Origin of the sequence: Nocardioides palaemonis (assembly GCF_018275325.1) — a bacterium.
Lineage (GTDB): Bacteria > Actinomycetota > Actinomycetes > Propionibacteriales > Nocardioidaceae > Nocardioides > Nocardioides palaemonis.
Genome location: NZ_JAGVQR010000004.1, coordinates 1,065,809 through 1,084,668, shown reverse-complemented (window position 1 = coordinate 1,084,668; position 18,860 = coordinate 1,065,809). Strand labels below are relative to the sequence as shown.

Genomic DNA, 18,860 nt, shown 5'->3' with positions numbered 1-18,860 from the left:
CCGCTGACGGGTATCATGGGCGTACGAGTCGCAGGTCGGATCTGCTCACGCAGCCGCGGCGACTCGACTCATGTCGAGCGCCCCGTGGGCGAAGAGTAGAAGGCCGTGCCTTGAGCGAAGAGAACACCGAGTTCACCCCAGGTCAGATCTCCGACTCCGCTCCAGACCCACAGTCCGACTCCCCCAGCGAGGCGCAGCGTGCCGAGGCCCTCGCCGACTCCGTCACGGAGGCGACCGAGGCCGCCGAGGCGGCGGTCGAGAAGCGCTCGAACACCGCGGTCGACGAGGGCACCGAGTACGACGCCTCCGCGATCCAGGTGCTCGAGGGCCTCGAGGCGGTCCGCAAGCGCCCCGGCATGTACATCGGCTCGACCGGCGAGCGCGGCCTGCACCACCTGATCTGGGAGATCGTCGACAACGGCGTCGACGAGGCCCTCGCCGGCTACGCCGACCGGATCGTGCTGACCCTGCAGGCCGACGGCGGCGTGCGGGTCGAGGACAACGGGCGCGGCATCCCCACCGACACCGCCCCCGGCCAGGAGATGCCCGCGCTCACGATGGCGCTGACCATGCTCCACGCGGGCGGCAAGTTCGGCGGCGGCGGCTACAAGGTCTCCGGCGGCCTGCACGGCGTCGGCGTCTCGGTCGTCAACGCGCTGTCCACCCACCTCGTCGCCGAGGTGAAGAACCGCGGGCACGTGTGGCGCCAGTCCTTCCAGCTCGGCGTGCCCGACGCCGACCTCGCACAGGTCCGCCCGATGGAGGACGGCGAGCGCACCGGCACCACCGTCACCTGGTACGCCTCCCCCGACATCTTCGAGCACACCGACTACAGCCTCGAGACCATCACCTCGCGCATCCGCGAGATGGCGTTCCTCAACAAGGGCGTCGAGTTCGTGGTGCGCGACGAGCGCGAGCGGGCAGACGCGATCATGGACGCCGTCGAGGACGAGACCGTCGCGGGCGAGATCGACAGCGCCGGCCACGACGCGCCCAAGCGGGGCGAGGCCGGCGGCATGGAGCAGGTCTTCAAGTACGACCGCGGCCTCGTCGACTACGTCGAGCACCTCAACCGCCGCAAGGACGCCGCCAACCCGACGGTGATCTCGTTCGAGGCCGAGACCGCCGAGGGCGCGACCGGGCAGCACATGAGCCTTGAGCTCGCGATGCAGTGGAACACCTCCTACACCGAGTCGGTCCACACCTTCGCCAACAACATCAACACCCACGAGGGCGGCACCCACGAGGAGGGCTTCCGTGCGGCGCTCACCTCGCTGATCAACAACGCCGGCATGGACTGGGGCCTGATGAAGAAGCCCGAGGACCGCGTCTCGGGCGACGACATCCGCGAGGGCCTGACCGCGATCATCTCGATCAAGCTCAGCGAGCCGCAGTTCGAGGGCCAGACCAAGACCAAGCTCGGCAACACCGAGGCGAAGGGCTTCACCCAGCGCATCGTCAACGACCAGCTCGGCGCCTGGCTGGAGCAGAACCCCAACGAGGGCAAGGAGATCATCCGCAAGGCCCAGGCCGCGGCCACCGCCCGCATCGCCGCCCGCAAGGCGCGCGAGCTGGCGCGCAACCGCAAGGGCCTGCTCGGCGGCGGCGGCCTCCCCGGCAAGCTCAGCGACTGCCAGTCGACCAACCCGGCCGAGTGCGAGGTCTTCATCGTCGAGGGCGACTCCGCCGGCGGCTCCGCGCGGCAGGGCCGCGACCCGCGCATCCAGGCGATCCTCCCGATCCGCGGCAAGATCCTCAACGTCGAGAAGGCCCGCATCGACAAGGTGCTCGCCAACACCGAGGTCCAGGCGATCATCTCCGCGCTCGGCACCGGCATCCACGAGGAGTTCAACCTCGAGAAGCTGCGCTACCACAAGATCGTGCTGATGGCCGACGCCGACGTCGACGGCCACCACATCAACACCCTCCTGCTGACGCTGCTCTTCCGCTTCATGAAGCCGCTCATCGAGCACGGCTACGTCTACATGGCCCAGCCGCCGCTCTACCGCCTGCGGTGGAACAAGCCGGCCGAGCACGAGTTCGTCTTCTCCGACGCCGAGCGCGACGCGCTCACCCGCGACGGCCTGGCCAACGGCAAGAAGCTGCCCAAGGAGAACCCGGTCCAGCGCTACAAGGGTCTCGGCGAGATGAACGCCGACGAGCTCTGGGAGACCACGATGGACCCCGACGCCCGCCTGATGAAGCAGGTCACGCTCGAGGACGCCGCGCACGCCGACGAGATCTTCTCGATCCTCATGGGCGAGGACGTCGAGCAGCGCCGCTCCTTCATCCAGCGCAACGCCAAGGACGTCCGATTCCTCGATATCTAGGCCGCTAGCGGTATCTATACGCATTCCTAGACATCGATAGAACGCAGGAGAAACCACCATGACCGAGACCCCCACGGGCACCGGAGCCGGCGGCTTCGGCTTCGGCGACGACCGCATCCAGCCCGTCGAGCTGCAGACGGTGATGCAGCAGTCCTACATCGACTACGCGATGACCGTCATCGTCGGGCGCGCGCTGCCCGACGTGCGCGACGGCCTCAAGCCGGTGCACCGCCGCATCCTCTACGCGATGTACGACGGCGGCTACCGCCCCGACCGCGGCTTCTCCAAGTGCTCGCGCGTCGTCGGCGACGTGATGGGTCAGTACCACCCGCACGGCGACTTCGCGATCTACGGCACCATGGTCCGCCTCGCGCAGCCGTGGGTGCTGCGCTACCCGCTGATCAACGGCCAGGGCAACTTCGGCTCACCGGGCAACGACTCCGCCGCGGCCATGCGGTACACCGAGTGCCGGATGGCGCCGCTGGCCATGGAGATGGTCCGCGACATCGACGAGGACACCGTCGACTTCCAGCCCAACTACGACGGTCGCTCGCAGGAGCCGACCATCCTGCCCAGCCGGTTCCCCAACCTGCTGGTCAACGGCTCGGCCGGCATCGCGGTCGGCATGGCGACCAACATCCCCCCGCACAACCTCATCGAGGTCGCCGACGGTGCGAAGTGGGCGCTCGAGCACCCTGACGCCACCAAGGCCGAGCTCCAGGACGCCCTCCTCGAGCGGATCAAGGGCCCCGACTTCCCCAACGGGGCGCTGATCGTCGGCCGCCAGGGCATCGAGCAGGCCTACCGCACCGGCCGCGGCTCGATCACCCAGCGCGCCGTGGTGGAGATCGACGAGGACGCCAAGGGCCGCACGATGCTCGTCATCAGCGAGCTGCCCTACCTCGTCAACCCCGACAACCTCGCGCTCAAGATCGCCGAGCTCGCCGACTCCGGCCGGATCCAGGGCATCTCCGACGTGCGCGACGACACCTCCTCGCGCACCGGCCAGCGCCTCGTCGTCGTGCTCAAGCGCGACGCCGTCGCCCGGGTCGTGCTCAACAACCTGTTCAAGCACACCGAGCTGCAGACCAACTTCTCCGCCAACATGCTGGCGCTCGTCGACGGGGTGCCGCGCACCCTGAGCATCGACGCGTTCATCAGCAACTGGGTGACCCACCAGATCGAGGTCATCCAGCGCCGGACGCGCTTCCGCCTCGCCGAGGCCGAGCGCCAGGCGCACATCTACCGCGGTCTGGTGAAGGCGCTCGACGCGCTCGACGAGGTCATCGCGCTGATCCGCAACAGCCCCGACGTCGAGCAGGCCCGCACCGGGCTGATGGACCTCCTCGAGATCGACGAGATCCAGGCCAACGCGATCCTCGAGATGCAGCTGCGGCGCCTGGCCGCCCTCGAGCGCCAGAAGATCATGGACCGCCTCGCCGAGCTCGAGCGCGTGATCGCCGACCTCGAGGACATCCTCGCCAACGAGGCCCGCCAGCGGCAGATCGTCTCCGACGAGCTCACCGAGATCGTCGACAAGTTCGGCAACGAGCGGCGTACGCAGATCATCGCCGCCGACGGCGACCTGTCGATGGAGGACCTGATCCCCGACGAGGACCTCGTCGTCTCGATCACCCGCGGCGGCTACGCCAAGCGCACCCGCGCCGACCAGTACCGCCTGCAGAAGCGCGGCGGCAAGGGCGTGCGCGGCGCGACGCTGCGCGGCGACGACGTGGTGCAGCACTTCATCTCCACCACCAACCACCACTGGCTGCTGTTCTTCACGACCGCCGGCCGGGTCTACCGCACCAAGGCCTACAACCTGCCCGAGGCGGCGCGCGACGCGAAGGGCGGCCACGTCGCCGGCCTGCTGAGCTTCCAGCCCGACGAGGACATCGCGCAGGTGCTGGCGATCCGCGACTACGAGCAGGCCCCCTACCTCGTGCTCGCCACCCGCACCGGCCTGGTGAAGAAGACCAAGCTGGGCGACTACAACAGCCCGCGCCAGGCCGGCGTGATCGCGATCAACTTCCGCGAGGACGACGACGAGCTGATCGGCGCCGAGCTGGTCAACGGCGACGACGACATCCTGCTGGTCTCCCGCAAGGGGCAGTCCATCAGGTTCAAGGCCGACGACGAGCAGCTGCGCCCGATGGGACGCGCCACCGGCGGCGTGCGCGGCATGAAGTTCCGCGACGGCGACTCGCTGCTGTCGATGTCGGTCATCCGCGCCGCGCAGGTCGAGGCCGAGGAGGCCGTGGCCGGCGACGCCGCGGAGTCCGACGAGGTCAAGGAGCAGTACGTCTTCACCATCACCGACGGCGGCTTCGCCAAGCGCAGCCGGATCTCGGAGTACCGCCTGCAGTCGCGCGGCGGCATCGGCATCAAGGCGATGTCGCTGTCCAACGAGGACCGCGGCGGCCTGGTCGGCGCGTTCATCGTCGAGGAGGACGACGAGGTGCTGTCGATCACCAGCAGCGGGCAGGTCGTCCGCAGCCCGATCGACGCCAACTTCCGTCCCACCGGACGCTCCACCATGGGTGTGAAGTTCGTGACGCCGAAGAAGGGCGACACGGTGGCCGTGGTGGCCCGCTCGGTCGAGGCGAAGGTCGTCGAGGAGGCCGCCGGCGAGGGCGAGGAGGGTTCCGCGGAATCGCCGGACGTGGTCGACGGTGCAACAATCGAGGGTCAGGACGCCACCGAGGCGCCCGCCGACTCCACCACCGAGACCCCCGACGAGAACACCGAGGAGTGATCCATGTCGGACCGCACCGCGACGCCACGTCGTACGTCGGGGAGTGAGCCCGCCCGCCGCTCGTTCGCCGGGAAGCTGCAGGACACCCTCGCCGGAGCGGCCGAGGAGCACCGGGCCAACGCCGCACCGGCGAAGAAGGCCCGGCGCTCCGGCTCCGGCCCCTCGCGCCAGCCCCGCCGGGCCCGGCTGCGGCTGACCCGGGTCGACCCCTGGTCGGTCATGAAGACGTCGTTCCTGCTGTCGGTCGCCTTCGGAGTCGTGACGTTCGTCGCGATCTTCATGGTGTGGTCGGTGCTCGGCGCCGCCGGCGTGTGGGACTCCATCAACTCCGCGGTCGCCAGCATCGTCGAGGGCGACAGCGGCAACTCGACCTTCGACGTGACCGACTACGTCGGCATGTCGCGGGTCCTGGGCTTCACGCTGCTGGTCGCGGTGCTCGACGTGGTCCTGCTGACGGCCATCGCCACCCTCACCGCGTTCCTCTACAACCTCGCGGCCGCGCTGCTCGGCGGCATCGAGGTCACCCTCGCGGAGGACGAGCGCTGATCCCCGATTGGCACCGCCCGACCGCGGTCGGGTAACCTCTGGCGTCGCCGCACTGCGGCGGATGCGGGCCTATAGCTCAGACGGTTAGAGCGCTTCCCTGATAAGGAAGAGGTCACAGGTTCAAGTCCTGTTAGGCCCACCGCACACCCCCCTCGACGTCCTCGACGCAAGGAGAGAGTCCGTGAAGAAGCTCCTGCTGGTCGTCCTCGCCGCCGCCGGCGCGGCGTTCGCGAAGCGCAAGATGGTCGAGGGCAAGAACGAGCAGGCCCTCTGGGCCGAGGCCACCGACACCGTCGAGCGGGCCTGACTTCTCCCGATCACGGGGCCTTGGCGCAATTGGTAGCGCACCTGCTTTGCAAGCAGGGGGTTAGGGGTTCGAGTCCCCTAGGCTCCACCACACATAGCCGCAGGTCAGAGGCCAGTTGGACGCTGTTCTGCACCGGATCACCAGAGGTCTCTGCGGCCAGGTAGGTCACCGATCGGTGACGTGTCTGTCGGACGATCAGCGAGTCGGCCGCCTCAGCCGCTGCCTATCAACCTCCTTGGTGAGGCGCGGATGACCGACGTGGACCTGACCTGCACGAACGCGGCAGACGCGACATGTCCCAACAGCGCCCGTCATGGCGCGAATCTGCTTGGCAAGCAGGGGGTCAGGGGTTCGAGTCCCCCAGGCTCCACCAGTTCATGCCGCGACCCGCTCCGCAGGGAGCGGAGACGCGCAGGCATTGGTAGCCCGTGGACCCTGCTCCACGTGGGGCTGCTGGCGGCTGCGCGGGACCAATGCCTGCGCGTCTGCGACGACCACGTCGCGGGATCGACGTGCGCCGGAGCGGGCTCGAGCCCCACACTGGTGCCGTGCTGGGCATCACCGACCTCCCGACCTACCTCGTCGGCCTGGTCCTGATCGTCCTGCTGCCCGGCCCGAACTCGCTCTACGTCCTCTCCGTCGCCGCGCGGCGCGGGGTGCGCAGCGGGTACGCCGCGGCGGCGGGCGTGTGGACCGGCGACGCGGTGCTGATGACGCTGTCCGCGGCCGGCGTCGCCTCCCTGCTGCAGGCCAACCCCACGGCCTTCGGTGTCGTGAAGTGGGTGGGCGCGTCCTACCTGCTCTGGCTCGCGGTCGGGATGCTGCGGGCGGCCTGGGGGATGTGGCGCTCGCGGCGCAGCGTCGGCGACCAGCTCGCCGACGCGACGGCCGAGGCGGGCGTGGAGGCGCGCGTGCGCGGGGAGCGGCCCTACCGCCGCGCCCTGCTGATCAGCCTGCTCAACCCGAAGGCGATCCTCTTCTTCGTGGCGTTCTTCGTGCAGTTCGTCGACCCCACCTACCAGCGTCCGGCGGTGTCGTTCCTGGTGCTCGGCGCGCTCGCCACCCTCGCCAGCGCGGCGTACCTCAGCGTGCTGATCGTCAGCGGCACCCACCTGGCCGAGGCGTTCCGCCGCCGCAAGGCGCTGTCGGCGGGCGCGACGTCGGCCGTCGGCGCGGTGTTCGTCGGCTTCGCGGTCAAGCTCGCCCTGGCCTCCGCCTGACGCAGGATCGGGGAGTCCTCGAGCCACCAGGTGGCACCAGGCGTCCACGGTGCCGCCGGTCCGCGATGACCGGGCGGCTGGGACAATCGAGGCCGTGACCTCCTCGCGCCGGCCCCCGCTGCTCACCGACCTCGGTGCCGCGGTCCTGGCGCTGGTGCTGGTGGCGCTGGCCGGCCGGCTCGGGCTCTGGCAGTACGACGCCTGGCAGGCGCACCGCGTCAACGAGGCGCGCGACCTCACCGAGCTCGCGCCGGTGCCGCTCGACGACGTGATGGGCAACGACGACCCGTTCCCCGCCCCCGACGTGGGGCGGCCCGTCGAGGTGTCGGGCGAGTGGCTCGACGGCGGCTTCTGGGTCGCGGACCGCGCCTACGACGGGCGCGACGGCTACTGGGCGGTCAACCCGCTGCAGGTCGGCGACGAGGCCGTCCTGGTCGTCCGCGGCTGGGCGCCCGAGCCCGACGCGCAGCTGCTCGCCGTGGACGGCTCGGCCGACCTCACCGGCTGGCTCCAGCCCCCCGACGGCAGCCTGGCCGTCGACGACGACCCGACCGACGACGTGTTCCCGGAGATCCGTGTTGCGGACGCGGTCCAGCGCGTCGACGTCGACCTCTACTCCGCCTACGTTGTCGACCAGGCGGTGGGCGCCGGCCTCGAGCGGGCCGAGCTGGCGTCGCTGCCCGAGCCCGGCACCTTCACCGGCGTCCGCAACCTGCTCTACGCCTTCGAGTGGTGGATCTTCGGCGCGTTCGCGGCCTTCATCTGGTGGCGGTGGCGCCGCGACGCGACCCACCCGGACGAGACGCCGGTCACGGACGCGGCCGTCCCCGCGGACCGGGAGCAGGCCACCCAACCGGTCGACGGATAGGTTGGCGGCCGTGCAACGCAACCTCACCGCGTACCGCGTGATGGCCACCGTCGTCGGTGTGCTGCTCGTGGTGCTCTGCCTGATCGGCGTCCCGCTCGCGAACTTCGACGGCTCCGCCATGTGGGGCGTCTTCGACAGCACCCCGTCGTGGGTGACCCCCGGCTCGGACCTCCAGCACACCGGCGAGCTGATCACGACCTACCTCGGCGTGGCGCACGGCTGGCTCTACATGATCTTCCTGCTCAGCGCGTTCCTGCTCTCGCGCCGCGCGCGCTGGGACCTGCCGTTCACGCTGGTCACGCTGGTCTGCGGCACGGTCCCGCTGCTGTCCTTCTGGGCCGAGCACCGCGCCACCCGCCGGGTGCGTGCGGAGCACCCCGAGCTGCGCTGAGCCCGCCGCGGCCCGCCCCTGGCGGTGGCCGCCCCTGGCGGTGCGTGAGCCACCTTTCGTACGCCGGAAAGGTGGGTGGGGCACCCCCCGCGAGCGTGTCGCGCCCGGACACGCCACGAGCGGTGCCCCAGCCACAGTCCGTACGCACGGAATGTGGGTGGGACACCGCTCGTCGGTGAGTCGGGTCAGTCCTTCTTCTGCGGGACGTCGTCGACGTCGATGACCTCGGCCGGCTCGTCCGGCGTGGTGGCGGGGTGCGCCTCCTCGACGGAGTCGCTGATCGCCTCGCCGGGGGCGCCGCCGCCGGTGTCGTCGCTGGCCGGCGGGTCCTGGGTGACCACGTCGTCGGCGGTCGGCGCGTCGGGGAGCGGGTCCGTCAGCGGGTCGGGGGTCGCACCCGACGCGGGCGCGGCCGGCGAGGCCGGGGCCGCGGGGGTGGCCGGGCTCGCGGGCTTCGGCGGCGCGGGCGGGACGTAGGTCGACTGCCAGTTGGAGCCCTCGTCCTGCTTGGCCTTGAGCTTGCTGAAGACGAAGCCGCCGACGGCGAGCAGGCCGCTGAGCAGCAGCAGCTTCTTGAGCTTGCCGCCCTTGGGCTCCGGCTCGACCCCGCGGAGCTCGTTGACCTTGGCGGTGGCGATCTCGCGGCTCGCGGCCGCCTTCTCCGCGGCGAGCGCGGCGCCGACCGACGCCTTGTCGGCGGCGGTGGCGCGGGCCTCGGCGAGCAGCGGCGCCGCCTTCTCGCGGGCCTCGGTGGCCTTGGCGGCCGCCACCGCGGCACCGGCCTGGGCGGTCTCCGTGGCCTTGTCGCGGGCGTCGGCGAGGATCGGGGTCGCCTTGTCGCGGGCGTCGGCGATCGCCGGCCCGGCCTTGTCCACGGCCTGCTCCCACGCGTGCTCCAGCTGGGGCAGCACGGCGTCCGAGAGCTGCTCGACGTAGTCCTGGGCCCGGTCCTTCAGGGACTTCTTGCGGCCGAAACGCATGCGGTGACCTCCTGTGATCAGTGTGTGTCCATCTCACCATGCCGCCCCCAGCGTCAACAGCCCCGTCCGGGTGAAGGACCGCCAGTGGGTGGTGCGTGGGAGGATCGGGGCCACAAGCACGACCCACATCGAGAGGCACATCCATGGCCGACCTGAAGGCGACCCTGAAGACCAACCGGGGCGACATCGTCATCGACCTGTTCCCGAACCACGCCCCCGAGACCGTCGAGAACTTCGTCGGCCTGGCCGAGGGCACCAAGGACTACCGCGACGACGCCGGCCGCAGCGGCGAGAAGTACTACGACGGCCTCGGCTTCCACCGGGTCATCGACGGCTTCATGATCCAGGGCGGCTGCCCGCTCGGCACCGGCACCGGCGGCCCGGGCTACACGTTCAAGGACGAGATCCACCCGGAGCTCGTCTTCGACAAGCCCTACCTCCTCGCCATGGCCAACGCCGGCCCCGGCACCAACGGCTCGCAGTTCTTCATCACCGTCGGCGCCACCCCGTGGCTCAACCGCAAGCACACGATCTTCGGCGAGGTCGCCGACCAGGCCAGCCGCGACGTCGTCGACGCGATCGCCACCACGCCCACCGGCGCGATGGACCGCCCGGTCGACGCCGTGGTGATCGAGTCGGTCACCGTCGAGCGCTGACCGACCGCACATGACCCAGCCGTCCGACGGCCAGCCCGCGACCGGGGTGCCCACCTGCTACCGGCACCCCGGTCGCGAGACCTGGATCCGCTGCCAGCGCTGCGACCGTCCGATCTGCCCCGACTGCATGCGTGACGCGTCGGTCGGCTTCCAGTGCCCGCAGTGCGTGCAGGAGGCCAACCGGGGCTCGCGCCAGAACCGGGCGATGTACGGCGGCCAGCGCAGCGGCGACCCGCGGCTCACGTCGTTCGTCCTGATCGCGCTCAACGCCCTCGTGTGGCTCTCGATCACCGCGACCGGCGGTGGGTCCTCGCGCATCCTCGCGCTGCTCGGGCTCACCCCCAGCGGTCGCTGCGAGCTGTCCGACGGCACGGGCCGCTACTACCCCGGCGTCGGCAGCCAGGCGCTCTGCGACACCGTCCCGTCCACGACGTGGCACCCCGGCGTCGCCGACGGCGCGTGGTGGCAGCTGCTCACCAGCGCCTTCACCCACGTCCAGGTGTGGCACATCGCGATGAACATGTTCGCGCTGTTCCTCTTCGGCCCGACCCTCGAGGCCATCATCGGCCGCACCCGCTTCCTCGCGGTCTACCTCGTCAGCGCGCTCGGCGGCTCCGCGGCGGTCATGCTGCTCAGCAGCCCGGGTGGGTCCACGGTCGGCGCCTCGGGCGCCCTCTTCGGCCTGCTCGGCGCGCTGCTCGTCGTGGCCCGCAAGGCCCGGCTCAACTCCCAGGCGCTCATGCAGAACCTGATGCTCGGTGTCGTCATCACCGTCTACGGGTTGTTCACCGGCGGCATCTCCTGGCAGGGACACCTCGGCGGCTTCCTCGCCGGCGCCGCGGCCGCCGCGGTGGTCGCCTTCGCACCGAAACGGCAGCGCTCGCTGGTGCAGTGGGGCGGCTTGGCGCTGCTCACCATCGCCCTCGTGGTGCTGGTCCTGGTGCGGGTCACCGCGCTCACCTGACGCCCGGCCCGGTCCGACGCCGGTCCGACCCCTCGGCCCCCGCTCCGCCTCGTACGAGGAGGGGCGGGGGCCGGTGCATTTCCCACAGGTGTGCACACAACTGTGGACAACTACACGGGTGTAATTCTCCACAGCAGTTATCCACAGTGTGGAGAACTCGGAGCCGCTCCTGAGCGCGGAACCGGCGGGGGACAGCCTGTGGACAACCGGGGTGGCGGGCGCTGGCGGTTGTGCACAGGCGGGGAGAGCAAGAGCCCCGAAATCGACTCGAGCGGTGAGAGAGACGCCTTCCCTTCCCCAGGAAGGCGCCTCACTCACCGCTCGAGGCGCGGGACCGGCGAACCGGTCAGGGAGAACCTACTCCCACTTGGTCGCGAAGCTGAAGCCGACGGCCATGAACGCGATGCCGACCACGAGGTTCCACTGGCCGAGGTCGTTGAAGATCCACAGCTTCGACAGGTCGTCGGAGAAGATGTAGAAGGTGCAGATCCACACCAGGCCGACGAGGAAGCACCCGAGCATGCCGATGACGACGCCGCGCCCGCGCCCGAGCGGGGTCGAGGGGTGGGCACCGACCATCAGGCCGAGCATGAAGACGCCGAAGCCGATCGCGTAGTTCCAGCGGCCGAGGTCGGCCACGGCCTTGGGCGAGCCCTCGACCGGCGGGAACGCGAGCGGGTTGCCGCGGGCCTGGGTGTAGTAGAAGACGAGCCAGGCGATGCCGGCGACGATGAGCACGAGGCTGATCAGGAACCTGACGGTGAAGAGCTTGCTCTTCTCCTGGGCGACGAGGTTCGTGGACTTCGACACGGGTGCTCCTGGGGCTCGGCCTGCGGCGTGCGTACGGCGGTCACGGGCGCGAGGCGCCCGACGGGGGGCTAGCGTAGTCGCCATGCCTCCGCAGTCCCACGCATCCCCCGGGCGCCGCCGCGTCTGGAGGGTGGCGACCCCGGTGGTGGTGATCCTCAGCGGGACCCTCTTCGCGGTGAGCGCGGAGCAGAGCGACGGCACGGACCTGCGCGGCGGACGCCTCACCGACCTCAGCTCGGTGGTGCGCGCCGAGCGGGACGAGGCGGGCGACCTCACGGCCCAGGTCGCCGACCTCACCTCCGAGGTCGAGTCGCTCAGCGCCGAGCTCGGTGACCGCTCGGTGGCCCGTGCCCAGGACGAGATCGCCACGCTCGTCGACCCGGCCGGCCTGACGGAGAGGTCGGGCCGGGCGGTGCAGGTGACGCTCGACGACGCGTCCTTCGACGCGCGCGTCGCCTACGAGGGCGACCCCAACGACCTGGTGGTGCACCAGCAGGACATCCAGGCCGTCGCGAACGCGATGTGGAACGCCGGCGCGGTCGCGGTGACGATCCAGGGCCAGCGGGTGATCTCCACGACCGGCATCAAGTGCGAGGGCAACGTGGTCAAGCTCAACGGCCTGTCCTACTCGCCGCCCTACGTCGTCGTCGGCATCGGCGACCCGCTGCGGATGGAGTCCGAGCTCACGACCGACCCGATCCTCGCGACCTACCGCGACTACACCGACGAGCCCGGTGGCGGGGTGTCGTGGGACATGACCGAGCTCGAGTCCGCCACGGCCCCGCCCTACAGCGGCCTGCTCGACCTCACCTGGGCGACGCCCATCCCGGAGTGACCTGACGGGTGGTCACGGGGTCGTCGTCGGCGTCTCGGTGGGCGTCGTCGGTGTCTCGGTCGGGGTGGTCGGCGTCTCGGTGGGCGTCGTGGGGGTCTCGGTCGGGGTCTCCGGCTCCTCGTAGGCCGACACGAACAGCGTGATCGTGCTGTTCTGGTCGGCCGTCCCGCCGACCGGGATCTGGTCGACGACCGTCCCCTTCGGCTCCGTCGAGGTCGCGTCCACCCGCACGTCCGGGACGAAGCCGGCCTCGCGGATGGTGCGCTCGGCCTCGCCCTGCTTGAGCCCGCGGACGTCCGGCACCTTCTCCGGGCCGTCGGAGTAGAACACCGTCACGGTGGTGCCCTCGGCGACGGGGGTGCCGGCCGACGGCTCGGTGCGCAGGACCTGGTTGGCGTCCTCGTCGGAGTCCTCCTCCTCGAAGCGGACCTTGAGGTTGGCCTCGAGCAGGCGGGCGCGGGCCTCCTTGCGGAGGTTGCCGACGACGTAGGGGACCTCCACCTCGGGCTTGCCGAGGGAGAGGACGAAGCTGATCGAGTCGCCGGGGTCGCGGAAGACGTCGCGGGCGGGGTCCTGGCTGATCACCTGGTCGGCCTCGACGGTGTCGGAGGTCTCCCGCGTGATCCGGCCGACCGAGAACCCGGCGTCCCCGATCGCCATCCGCGCCTCGTCCTCGGTCATCCCCACCAGGTTGGGCACCGCGGTGCGCTCGGGGGCGTCGTCGAAGAGCATCCCGTTGAGGAACCACGCACCGAGACCCAGCAGCAGGACGAGCAGCAGCCCGCCCAGCACCCACGCGGCGCGGCCGCGCCGGGGCTCCTGCGGGGGCGGCGTGGCGGCCGCACCTGCTGCAGTGGCACCGGCGGCCATGGTCGTCGTCGCGTCGGCGGCCGGGACGGGCGGGACGTACGCCGTCGCGGCCGGCGCCGGCGCCACGGCGGGCGCCTGGATCGGGTGGCCGGCGAGGTAGCGCTCGATGTCGGCCTTCATCGCCGCGGCGCTTTGGTAGCGGTCCTCGACGCGCTTGGCGAGCGACTTCATCACGATCGCGTCGATCTCGGGGTCGAGCTGGTCGTCGAGGTCCGACGGGGGCGACGCGGGCTCGCGGACGTGCTGGTAGGCGACCGCCACCGGGCTGTCGCCGACGAACGGCGGGCGGCCGGTCAGCAGCTCGTACATCAGGCAGCCGGTGGAGTAGACGTCCGAGCGCGAGTCGACGGTCTCGCCGCGCGCCTGCTCCGGCGAGAGGTACTGCGCGGTGCCGACGACGGCGGCGGTCTGGGTCATCGTCGAGGAGGCGTCGGAGATCGCGCGGGCGATGCCGAAGTCCATCACCTTGACGTCGCCGGCCGGGGTCAGCATCACGTTGCCCGGCTTGATGTCGCGGTGGATGATCCCGGCGCGGTGGCTGTAGTCGAGCGCGGACAGCACGCCGGCGGTGATCTCCAGCGCCCGCTCGGGCAGGATCTTGCGGCCTTCGCGCAGGATGTCGCGCAGCGTGCGACCCTCGACGCACTCCATCACGATGTAGGGCTGGGCCACGCCGGACCCGTCGGTGGCCATCTCCTCGCCCGTGTCGTAGGTCGACACGATCGCGGGGTGGTTGAGCGACGCGGAGGACTGCGCCTCGCGGCGGAAGCGGGCCTGGAACGTCGCGTCGCTGGCCAGGTCGGTGCGCAGGCGCTTGACGGCGACCGTGCGGCCCAGACGGAGGTCCCGGCCCTTGCGGACCTCGGCCATCCCGCCCCGGCCCAGCAGCTCGCCGAGCTCGTAGCGTCCGCCGACCATCGTCGGCTCCGACTGCGTCATCGCGTGCTGCCACCTTCCTGGTTCTTCTGCTTCCCGGGCGCTGCCGCACCCGGACCGCCGGGACCCTGCCCGGGCGGGACCTTGCCCCAGAAGCTCACGGTCACCGGGGTCCCCTCCTCGAGGCTGCCGGAGGGATCGATCGACTCCACGATGCCGTCCGGCTGGTCGCCGGGGTTCTCCAGCTCCGCGGGCACCGGCTCGAGGCCGAGGTCGCGCAGCTCCTTCTCGACGTCCTTGTGGTCACGCCCGACGTAGGCCGCGGGGTCCACCTCGACCGTCGTCGGCTCCTCGGTGGGGGTCTCCGTCGGAGTCTCGCTCGGGGTCTCGGACGGGGTCTCGCTGGGCGTCTCGGAGGGCGTGTCCGAGGGGGACTGCGACGGCTCGCGGCTCGCGCTGCGGGTGGGGTCCTGGCCCTGCCGGTCGGACCCGGCGTCGGTGGTGTCGTCGCCGCGCGAGCCGAGCCACACGGCGAGCAGCACGGCGGCGGCGACCGCGACGAGCCCGATCACCAGCGGCCAGGGCGTACGCCGCTCGCGGGCCTGCCGCGGGGTGGGAGCGGGAGTCGGGGTGGGCGCCGGCCGCGGCGCGGGCGAGGCGGCCGGCATGACCTGGGTGCTCTCCCCGGTCAGGGGCGCGGCGACGGGCGCGGCGACGGGCGCGGCGACAGTGGCCGCACCGGTGACGGACGCGGGGTCGCGCAGCGCGCGGGCGAGGGCGGCGCCGTCGGCGAACCGCTCGTCGGGCGACTTGTCGAGCGCGCGGCGCACGACGGCGGCGAGGTCGGCCGGCACCTGCGCGGGCAGGTCGGGGACGGGCTGGCGCAGGTGGGCGAGCGCCGTCGCGACGGGGGTGTCGGCGACGAACGGCTTGCGGCCCGCGAGGCACTCGAAGGCGACGACGCCGAGGGAGTAGACGTCGGAGGCGGGGGTGGCGGTGCGGCCCTCGGCCTGCTCGGGGGAGATGTACGCGGGTGTGCCGAGCACCTGCCCGGTCTCGGTGAGCGCCATCCCCTCGGTCGCGCGCGCGATGCCGAAGTCGGTGACCTTGATCCGCCGGTCGGGGGTGACGAGCAGGTTGGCGGGCTTCACGTCGCGGTGCACGATCCCGGCCGCGTGGGCCTGGCCGAGCGCGTCGGCCGCCTGGGCGAGCAGCGCGGCCGCCGCGGCGGCGTCGAGCGGGGCGTCGGGCCGCAGCAGCGCCGAGAGCGGCTGGCCCTCGACCAGCTCCATCACGAGGTAGGGCCGCGGGGTCGTCGACCCGTCGTCGACGTCGCTCTCGCCGAAGTCGAAGACGGCGGCGATGCCGGGGTGCTGGAGGCCGGCCGCGTGCCGGGCCTCGGTCTCGAAGCGCTGGCGGAAGAGCGGGTCGTCGGCGTACTCGGTCTTGAGCACCTTGATCGCGACGGCACGACCGAGCACGGTGTCGCGGCCGGCCCAGACCTCACCCATGCCACCGGTGGCGATGCGGGACTCGAGGACGTAGCGGCCGGAGCCGTCGACGGCCTCGCCCGGGGCGAGCGTGCTCACCGGTTGATCACCGCCTCCATGATCGCCTTGGCGATCGGGCCGCCGAGCAGGCCGCCGGCGATCTCCTCGCGGGCGGTGTCGCTGGACTGCACGAGCACGGCGACCGCGACCTGCGGGTCGTCGGCCGGGGCGAAGGAGACGAACCAGGCGTACGGCGGGCGGTCGGGGGTGGACTGCGCGGTGCCGGTCTTGCCGGCGACCTCGACGCCCGGGATCTGGGCCGGGGTGGCGGTTCCGGAGTCGACGGTGGCGACCAGCATCTTGGTGAGCTCGTCGGCGGTGGTGCTGGAGATCGCCTTGCTGATGGTCTGCGGGTCGGTGCGGTCGAGGACCGAGAGGTTGGGCGCGCGGACCTCGTCGACGACGTAGGGGCGCATCACGTCGCCGTCGTTGGCGATCGCGGCGGCCACCATCGCCATCTGCAGCGGCGTGGCCGTGACGCTGGACTGGCCGATGCCCGACATCGCGGTCTGCGGGGCGTCCATGTCGCGGGGGTAGAGCGACTTCGCCTGGCCGCCGAGGTCCTCCAGCGAGGTGTCGTTGAAGCCGAACTTCTCGGCCTGGTCGGCCATCGCGTCGTTGCCGAGCTCGTTGGCGAGGCTGAGGAAGGTGACGTTGCAGGAGACCTGCATGGCCTGGGTCATGGTGATCCGGCGCCCGCCGCAGTCGCCGCCGTCGTGGTTGCGGATGACGGTGGACGACTGGGGCAGCTTGAAGCCCGAGCCGCCCGGGACCATTGAGTCGGCGTCGTAGTTGCCGGACTCGATCGCCGCGGCGGCGGTGACCAGCTTGAACGTCGAGCCGGGCGGCAGCGTGGTGCCGATGGTGCGGTTGATGAGCGGCTGGCGCTCGTCGGCGTTGAGCTTCTTGCTGAGGTCGGCGACCGCCCCGAAGTCGTGGGAGGCGAAGTTGTTGGGGTCGAACGTCGGCGTGGAGGCCATCGCGAGGACCCGGCCGGTGGTCGGCTCGAGGGCCACGACCGCACCCTGCGCGTCGCCGGGGAGGTTCTCCAGACCGTTCCACGCGGCGTCCTGCGCGGCCGCGTTGACGGTGAGCTGGACGTTGCCGCCCTTGGGGTCGCTGTTGCTGAGCAGGTCGACGAGGCGGGTCACGAAGAGCCGCGAGTCGTCGCCGGAGAGCACGTCGTTCTGCGAGCGCTCGACGCCGGTCTGGCTGTACCAGGAGAAGTAGCCGGTGATCGGGGCGTACTTGAACGGCTCGGAGTAGGTCCGCTGGAACTTGTACTGGTCGTCGGACGGCACGCTGCGCGCGATCGCCTCCTTGCCGACGAGGATCGCGCCGCGCTCGCGGGAGAACGTTGCGGTGATGATCCGGCGGTTGCGCGGGTCCTTGGCGAGGTCGTCGGAGCGCACGGCCATCAGGTAGGTCGCGTTGACCAGCAGCGCCAGGAAGAGGACCAGGCAGAAGACGGAGACGACGCGGATGGGCTTGTTCACTTGAGCTTCACCACCTGGGTGTGCTCGCTGTCGGCCTCCGCGTCGTCGACCGGGTCGAGGCGCGGGGCGGGACGGCGGGCCTGGTCGGAGATGCGCAGCAGCAGCGCCACGATCACCCAGTTGGCGACCAGCGACGAGCCGCCGTAGGACAGGAACGGCGTGGTGAGGCCGGTCAGCGGGATCAGGCCGGTGACGCCGCCGATGACGACGAAGACCTGGAGGGCGACGATCGCGCCGAGCCCGACGGCCATCAGCTTGCCGAACCCGTCGCGGGAGATCAGCGCGATCCGCAGCGCCCGCTCGACGATGAGGCCGTAGCAGAGCACGATCGCCATGACCGCGGTCAGGCCGAGCTCCTCGCCGATCGCGGCGATGATGTAGTCGGACTCGGCGTAGGTGATCCGCTCGGGGAATCCGTTGCCGAGACCACGCCCGATCAGGCCGCCCCAGCCCATGCCGAAGAGCGCCTCGACCGGCTGATAGCTGCCGGGGGAGGCGTCGTAGTAGTCCATCGGGTGCAGCCAGAAGTTGAACCGGTTCTGCACGTTGCCGACGAAGGTGTAGGCCGCGAACGCGCCGAACGCGAACAGCAGGCCGCCGACGACCAGCCAGCCGGGACGCTCGGTCGCGACGTAGAGCATCACGAGGAAGAGGCCGAAGAACAGCAGCGAGGACCCGAGGTCGTTCTGCAGGACCAGGATCATCATCGAGATGCCGAACATGGCCAGGATCGGGCCGAGGTCGCGACCACGCGGCAGGTCGACGAAGACGACCCGCCGCCCGGCCAGCGCCAGCGCGTCGCGGTGGAGCACGAGGTAGCCGGAGAACGCGATCACCAGCAGCACCTTGGCGACCTCGCCGGGCTGGAAGCTGAAGCCGGCGACGTTGATCCAGATGTTCGCGCCGTTCTTGCCGCTGCCGATGACGGGGAGGAACGGCAGGATCAGCAGCAGGATGCCGCCGAGGCCGGCGGTGTAGGTGAAGCGCTGCAGCACCCGGTGGTCGCGCAGCAGCGCCAGCGTCAGCACGAAGAGCACCACGCCGAGCGTCATCCAGATCAGCTGCTGGCGGGCGAAGTCCTGGTTGGTCCGGCCCAGCTCGGCGTAGGTGAGGTCGAGGCGGTGGATGACCGCGAGGCCCAGGCCGTTGAGCGCGGCGACGAGCGGAAGCAGCACGGGATCGGCGTACGGAGCGACGAGGCGGATCGTCACGTGGGCGACGACGATCAGGGCGGTCAGCCAGCCGCCGTAGCCGACCAGGTCGGCGGGCACGACGCCCTCGACGCCGAGCCCGACCGCGGCGTAGGCGCCGATGCCGACCGCGAGCGCGAGCAGCAGCAGGAACAGCTCCGCGCCCCGGCGTCGCCGGTGCACGAAGCCCATCAGGGTGCCGTTCTGGCTCATCGA

Annotated in this window: 16 protein-coding genes and 2 tRNA genes; 12 read left to right on the top strand and 6 right to left on the bottom strand. The window is 71.2% G+C overall.

Annotated elements, in window-relative coordinates:
• Positions 1-146: 146 nt before the first annotated feature.
• The 9 genes from gyrB (at position 147) to KDN32_RS20915 (ending at position 8,417) form a co-directional block, all read left to right on the top strand.
• A complete protein-coding gene (gyrB, locus tag KDN32_RS20955) occupies positions 147-2,330 on the top strand; it encodes a DNA topoisomerase (ATP-hydrolyzing) subunit B (protein ID WP_211735089.1) in 2,184 nt (727 codons plus the stop codon).
• Positions 2,331-2,388: 58 nt separating this feature from the next.
• Complete coding sequence (gyrA, locus tag KDN32_RS20950) at positions 2,389-5,085, top strand: DNA gyrase subunit A (RefSeq protein WP_211734499.1); 2,697 nt, start codon at positions 2,389-2,391, stop codon at positions 5,083-5,085.
• Positions 5,086-5,088: 3 nt separating this feature from the next.
• A complete protein-coding gene (locus KDN32_RS20945; RefSeq protein ID WP_211734497.1) occupies positions 5,089-5,631 on the top strand; it encodes a DUF3566 domain-containing protein in 543 nt (180 codons plus the stop codon).
• Between the two features lie 65 nt (positions 5,632-5,696).
• Positions 5,697-5,770, top strand: a tRNA-Ile gene (locus KDN32_RS20940).
• Positions 5,771-5,812: 42 nt separating this feature from the next.
• Positions 5,813-5,938: a DLW-39 family protein gene (locus KDN32_RS20935; RefSeq protein WP_211734495.1), complete on the top strand. Its 126-nt coding sequence runs from the start codon at positions 5,813-5,815 to the stop codon at positions 5,936-5,938.
• A 14-nt stretch (positions 5,939-5,952) separates the two neighbouring features.
• Positions 5,953-6,028, top strand: a tRNA-Ala gene (locus KDN32_RS20930).
• A 458-nt stretch (positions 6,029-6,486) separates the two neighbouring features.
• Positions 6,487-7,158: a leucine efflux protein LeuE gene (leuE, locus tag KDN32_RS20925; RefSeq protein ID WP_211734493.1), complete on the top strand. Its 672-nt coding sequence runs from the start codon at positions 6,487-6,489 to the stop codon at positions 7,156-7,158.
• Between the two features lie 94 nt (positions 7,159-7,252).
• Positions 7,253-8,026, top strand: coding sequence for an SURF1 family protein (locus tag KDN32_RS20920; RefSeq protein WP_211734492.1), 774 nt, complete (start codon positions 7,253-7,255; stop codon positions 8,024-8,026).
• A gap of 10 nt (positions 8,027-8,036) precedes the next feature.
• Positions 8,037-8,417, top strand: a complete 381-nt coding sequence (locus KDN32_RS20915; protein WP_307854259.1) for a DUF3817 domain-containing protein — start codon at positions 8,037-8,039, stop codon at positions 8,415-8,417.
• 185 nt (positions 8,418-8,602) lie between these two features.
• Here the strand turns inward: KDN32_RS20915 and KDN32_RS20910 are convergent, their stop codons facing one another.
• Entirely contained in the window at positions 8,603-9,397 is a 795-nt protein-coding gene (locus tag KDN32_RS20910; protein ID WP_211734490.1) for a hypothetical protein, read from the bottom strand.
• A gap of 143 nt (positions 9,398-9,540) precedes the next feature.
• Here KDN32_RS20910 and KDN32_RS20905 point away from each other — a divergent pair, with 143 nt between their 5' ends.
• Positions 9,541-10,053, top strand: a complete 513-nt coding sequence (locus tag KDN32_RS20905) for a peptidylprolyl isomerase (protein WP_211734488.1) — start codon at positions 9,541-9,543, stop codon at positions 10,051-10,053.
• Between the two features lie 10 nt (positions 10,054-10,063).
• The gene (locus KDN32_RS20900) at positions 10,064-11,017 is read left to right on the top strand and encodes a rhomboid family intramembrane serine protease (RefSeq protein ID WP_211734486.1); all 954 of its coding nucleotides are present in this window, start codon (positions 10,064-10,066) and stop codon (positions 11,015-11,017) included.
• A gap of 357 nt (positions 11,018-11,374) precedes the next feature.
• Here the strand turns inward: KDN32_RS20900 and KDN32_RS20895 are convergent, their stop codons facing one another.
• Positions 11,375-11,911, bottom strand: coding sequence for a cell division protein CrgA (locus KDN32_RS20895; RefSeq protein WP_211734484.1), 537 nt, complete (start codon positions 11,909-11,911; stop codon positions 11,375-11,377).
• Between KDN32_RS20895 and KDN32_RS20890 the strand changes: the two genes are divergently transcribed.
• The gene (locus KDN32_RS20890) at positions 11,910-12,662 is read left to right on the top strand and encodes a DUF881 domain-containing protein (protein WP_211734482.1); all 753 of its coding nucleotides are present in this window, start codon (positions 11,910-11,912) and stop codon (positions 12,660-12,662) included. The genes KDN32_RS20895 and KDN32_RS20890 overlap by 2 nt on opposite strands.
• A 12-nt stretch (positions 12,663-12,674) precedes the next feature.
• On the opposite strand, the gene pknB is transcribed toward KDN32_RS20890, so the two are convergent.
• The 4 genes from pknB to KDN32_RS20870 are packed head-to-tail and all read right to left on the bottom strand — an operon-like array spanning position 12,675 to position 18,857.
• Entirely contained in the window at positions 12,675-14,471 is a 1,797-nt protein-coding gene (gene pknB, locus KDN32_RS20885; RefSeq protein ID WP_211734480.1) for a Stk1 family PASTA domain-containing Ser/Thr kinase, read from the bottom strand.
• Positions 14,468-15,997, bottom strand: coding sequence for a serine/threonine protein kinase (locus KDN32_RS20880; RefSeq protein ID WP_211734478.1), 1,530 nt, complete (start codon positions 15,995-15,997; stop codon positions 14,468-14,470). The genes pknB and KDN32_RS20880 overlap by 4 nt, the downstream gene beginning before the upstream one ends.
• Positions 15,994-17,454 (bottom strand): peptidoglycan D,D-transpeptidase FtsI family protein, encoded by a 1,461-nt coding sequence (locus KDN32_RS20875; RefSeq protein ID WP_211734476.1) that lies wholly within the window; start codon positions 17,452-17,454, stop codon positions 15,994-15,996. The genes KDN32_RS20880 and KDN32_RS20875 overlap by 4 nt, the downstream gene beginning before the upstream one ends.
• Positions 17,451-18,857: an FtsW/RodA/SpoVE family cell cycle protein gene (locus tag KDN32_RS20870; RefSeq protein ID WP_211734474.1), complete on the bottom strand. Its 1,407-nt coding sequence runs from the start codon at positions 18,855-18,857 to the stop codon at positions 17,451-17,453. Before KDN32_RS20870 ends, KDN32_RS20875 begins: the two co-directional genes overlap by 4 nt.
• Positions 18,858-18,860: the final 3 nt, after the last annotated feature.

Bases quoted from the DNA above. Each gene is read 5' to 3' on its own strand.
- gyrA (WP_211734499.1), top strand. From the start codon at position 2,389: ATGACCGAGACCCCCACGGGCACCGGAGCCGGCGGCTTCGGCTTCGGC.
- KDN32_RS20945 (WP_211734497.1), top strand. From the start codon at position 5,089: ATGTCGGACCGCACCGCGACGCCACGTCGTACGTCGGGGAGTGAGCCC.
- KDN32_RS20910 (WP_211734490.1), bottom strand. From the start codon at position 9,397: ATGCGTTTCGGCCGCAAGAAGTCCCTGAAGGACCGGGCCCAGGACTAC.
- KDN32_RS20905 (WP_211734488.1), top strand. From the start codon at position 9,541: ATGGCCGACCTGAAGGCGACCCTGAAGACCAACCGGGGCGACATCGTC.
- KDN32_RS20900 (WP_211734486.1), top strand. From the start codon at position 10,064: ATGACCCAGCCGTCCGACGGCCAGCCCGCGACCGGGGTGCCCACCTGC.
- KDN32_RS20890 (WP_211734482.1), top strand. From the start codon at position 11,910: ATGCCTCCGCAGTCCCACGCATCCCCCGGGCGCCGCCGCGTCTGGAGG.
- KDN32_RS20895 (WP_211734484.1), bottom strand. From the start codon at position 11,911: ATGGCGACTACGCTAGCCCCCCGTCGGGCGCCTCGCGCCCGTGACCGC.
- pknB (WP_211734480.1), bottom strand. From the start codon at position 14,471: ATGACGCAGTCGGAGCCGACGATGGTCGGCGGACGCTACGAGCTCGGC.
- KDN32_RS20870 (WP_211734474.1), bottom strand. From the start codon at position 18,857: ATGAGCCAGAACGGCACCCTGATGGGCTTCGTGCACCGGCGACGCCGG.